At 57.2% G+C, this 3,854-nt stretch carries 4 protein-coding genes; 1 reads left to right on the forward strand and 3 read right to left on the reverse strand.

The window, feature by feature from the left end:
• Nucleotides 1-255 precede the first annotated feature (255 nt).
• From AAAB35_RS14305 to AAAB35_RS14315, 3 genes are all read right to left on the reverse strand, one after another.
• Nucleotides 256-1,230, reverse strand: coding sequence for a WD40 repeat domain-containing protein (locus AAAB35_RS14305; RefSeq protein ID WP_340668951.1), 975 nt, complete (start codon nucleotides 1,228-1,230; stop codon nucleotides 256-258).
• A gap of 8 nt (nucleotides 1,231-1,238) precedes the next feature.
• A complete protein-coding gene (locus AAAB35_RS14310) occupies nucleotides 1,239-2,339 on the reverse strand; it encodes a GTP-binding protein (RefSeq protein WP_340668952.1) in 1,101 nt (366 codons plus the stop codon).
• Nucleotides 2,340-2,458: 119 nt separating this feature from the next.
• On the reverse strand, nucleotides 2,459-3,205 hold the full coding sequence (locus tag AAAB35_RS14315) for a creatininase family protein (protein WP_340668954.1): 747 nt from the start codon (nucleotides 3,203-3,205) through the stop codon (nucleotides 2,459-2,461).
• Nucleotides 3,206-3,549: 344 nt separating this feature from the next.
• Here AAAB35_RS14315 and AAAB35_RS14320 point away from each other — a divergent pair.
• A partial coding sequence (locus AAAB35_RS14320) for a MarR family transcriptional regulator (RefSeq protein WP_340668955.1) occupies nucleotides 3,550-3,854 on the forward strand: 305 nt, incomplete at its 3' end.

Genomic DNA, 3,854 nt, shown 5'->3' on the forward strand with positions numbered 1-3,854 from the left:
CGGCATCACAGCGGCGGCGAACGAACGCGCAACCGGAACCTCCATCGCAGCAGCAAACTTCATCCCAAAAGCCCGGCCACGCCGGGCTTTCTTGCGTTCAAGCGGCTAATTTACTCAGCCAGGCAACAAGTGTTTTTCAATAAGACTGGGCGAGCAAGCGTTCCACAACGTTAATCACAGGCCACGCCCGCATTCCTTACGATGGCATCGAGAAAATTGCTTCAAGCGTTGACTGTTTGATGAATACGCCAGGTATCACGCTGTAATGTCGACCACACCGCAATCACCGGCTTCCGAACCGAAGACCAGCCGATGGCCAGACGAATCCCAATTCATGGAGGAAACGGCACCCTTGCCGGGTCGGCGCAGCAGGACTTCCTTCTGGTCGGTAAAGCGTCCAACAAGAATCATCCCGTCTGAATAGCCGATTGCCACGATTTCCTCGGCCGGATGGCAGGCAACCGCGGTCACGAGGCTGTCCGCGCGCGTCCCAAGCTCGAGCGGCGCCTTGCCCATCGGACCGTCCTTGCCGGCGAAGGGCCATATAATCGCAGCGGGCGCGCCGGATGTCGCCAGCCATTTGCCCTTAGCACTCCACGACCAGCTTTTCACCTTGTTCGGATAGCCCGTCATGCGCATATGGCGATTGTCTTCAAGACGCCAGCCGTGCAGGGCATTCTCCTGCATCGATGTTACGAGGAACCGGTTGTCGGGCGAAAAGACCACCGATACGTGGGCGCCCTTCCACTCGAGTTCCGTAGGCGGACTGTTGGTTGCCGGCCAATGCAGGGTAACGCCATTATAGCGGGCAATCGCGAGGCGCAGACCCTTCGGTGCGAAGGCAATGCCCTCAACACTGCGTTCATGCGCAAATTCGCGCAATGTGCCGTCGACAGAACGGGTCCATGCAGACCGCCCGGAAGCAAAGGCAATGGCCCCGTTTGGCGCGGCCGCCAGCGCGGTCATCCATTTGCGAGGCAGGTTGCTAAGCTCCTTTGCTGCTCCATCGAGCCCCGTGGCACAGACCCGTCCGTCTTCGCCTCCAGTAAGCAACAACTTACCATCGACTGAGGGAACGGCGCACAGAAGACCATCATGCACCTCAGTTGTCTTGTGACCGTGGTCGAGCCTGTGGAGGGTACCATCCGCCAAGGCAAAGAAAGGAATATCTTGGACGAAGCGCGCGTCAACGCAATGGCTGGCCAGATCGAGCGGTGCAATGGTCGGCATAAGTGATCCTAGAGGCAGCTTTCGAGGCCGGCCTTCAAGGCGGCGTGATCGAGTTGGCGGCCGATGAAGACCAACCGGCTTTCCCGCGTTTCTCCATCCTTCCAGGCGCGTTGATGGTCGCCCTCGATGATCATGTGCACGCCCTGGATCACATATCGCTCATGATCCTCCTTGAACGCCAGGATCCCCTTGAGACGCAGAATGTTTGGGCCCTGTTCCTGGGTGATTTTCTGGATCCACGGGAAGAATCTATCGGGGTTGAGTTCACCGGTCCGCAACGAAACCGATTGGACCGTTACGTCGTGGATGGGCGAAACGTGATCATGATGATGGTGCCCATGATCATGATCATGGTGGTCATGGTCGTGATCATGATGGTGGTGATCGCAGTCCGGACCGCAGGCATGGTCTGGGTGGTCATGGTCGAGGAAGTGTGGATCGCTATCGAGCGCCCGCTTCAGATCGAAGGCACCGCGGTCAAGTACGCGGGACAGGTCGATGCCGGCACGCTCGGTACGATGAATGACCGCATGCGGATTGATTGCACGAACAGTCGCCTCCACGGCCGCGAGTTCTTCGGCGGAAACGAGATCGGTCTTGTTCAAGAGTACGACATCGGCGAAGGCGATCTGGTCTTCGGCTTCACGGCTATCCTTCAGGCGAAGCGGCAGATGCTTGGCATCGACGAGCGCGACGACTGCATCGAGCGCGGTCTTGCTGCGTACGTCGTCGTCCATGAAGAACGTCTGGGCCACCGGCACAGGATCGGCAAGGCCGGTTGTTTCGACGATGATGGCGTCGAAACGACCCGGACGACGCATCAGGCCTTCGACGACGCGAATAAGGTCACCGCGAACGGTGCAGCAAATGCAGCCATTGTTCATCTCGTAGATTTCTTCGTCGGATTCGACGATGAGGTCGTTGTCGATGCCGATTTCGCCGAATTCGTTGACAATGACGGCATATCGCTTGCCGTGGTCTTCGCTCAGGATGCGATTGAGCAACGTGGTCTTTCCCGAGCCGAGATAGCCGGTCAATACGGTTACAGGGATCTGGGCTGCGCGCCCCGTCACTGCCGCGGCAGCGGATGTCGTCTGAGCTTCACTCATCGTGCGCCTCTTTGAATGGATTGACCCACGATATAGGTGATAAGATTACATATTGCCACACCCTTTGCCTTGAATTGCGTGAATGGGTGATTCAATTGCGTTGAGCATCATCGAAAGATCTAGGTAAGAGTGGAGGTATCGAACCGGTCGACATCCTCAAGGAGTTCGACAAGGCCCTTGATGCTGTGGGCTATGATGGCCTCGCCGGCCTCCACGGTGGCGCGCGCCGCATCCCCGGCGACGCCTTGAGGGTTGAGATCGATCATCTTCCAGCCAAAGGCGTGCGGACCATAGGCCCGCAAATGCTTGTAGTCTTCCGTATATTGGCGCTGGCGGGTGTCAAAATTTCCAGCTTTTGCCATATCCACATATTGCGGAAAGAGCGCGAGCATCACCGATGTCTCGATGAAGCCGCCATGAATGTCCAATGCTTTCTCTTCCGCTGAAATAAGACCTTCCGGCAGACCGAACCGGGCCCAGCTCGTCGCCACCGCAAGCATATTGAACCGGACGCGCAGTTCGGTCGCAACAATTGTCATCAGGGGTGAGTTGCCCCCATGCGCGTTCAGGATGACGAGCTTCGAAATGCCGCGTTGGGAAAGTGCTTCGCCGATACCGATCCAGCGATGCGCGGCTTCATCAAAGGCGAGCGTTTTCGTACCCGCGACATCCATGTGTTCTACGGAATAGCCAACGGGTTCGACCGGTAGAAATTCGACCGAGAGCGTTTGCGGAAGCGCCGCCTTGAGCCGGCCGACCACGCCGGCTGCGATCAGCGCATCGGTTTCGAAGGGCAGATGCGGACCATGCTGCTCGTGGGCGCCAAGCGGCAGGATTGCAATCGTATGTGTTGCTGGTGTCGGCATCGGGAACTCATCTATAGGGGCGCTTTGCTTGATTATATCGACATCCGAGAGTGGGGGGAACGTCCGCTCTAAATCATACGACGTATAAGCAATATGCATATTTTTGCTTTGCTGCCAATTCGTCGGCAAATTTCATCAGATTGTCATATAAGCGTTGTAACGCGGTTTCGCCGGGCGAATAGTGGGTCTAGGTCAACTCTGGTGAGCGATCTTTACGCGAGCAAGTTGGCGATCACCACGAAACTATCTGCGTAATAAACTTTGTCTGTTAATTGCCATCCACCAAACAGAGCTAGCCGTCTTATCATCAACGGAACAACGCTGAAAAGCGAGCAGGAGTTTGAATGGTCAAGGATCGTAAGCCCCTCATTCTTCATCGTCTGCAATCGACCGCGCGGCTGACGCGGACGGCATTGGCGATGCGGCTCCTCGGCCACGGCTTCTATGCGGGACAGGATGCCGTGATGCTGCAACTTGCGCATGAGGACGGCCTGTCACCCAGCATTCTTGCCAAGCGGCTGGGCGTGCGCCCGCCGACGATCACCAAGACGATTTCGCGACTGCAGACACAGGGGTTCGTCAAGAAGCAGGGCTCGACGACGGACCAGCGCCAGGCTCATATTTTCTTGACCGAAACCGGCAATGAAGC

The sequence above is a fragment of the Phyllobacterium sp. genome (genome assembly GCF_037994425.1).
Classification (GTDB): Bacteria; Pseudomonadota; Alphaproteobacteria; order Rhizobiales; family Rhizobiaceae; genus Phyllobacterium.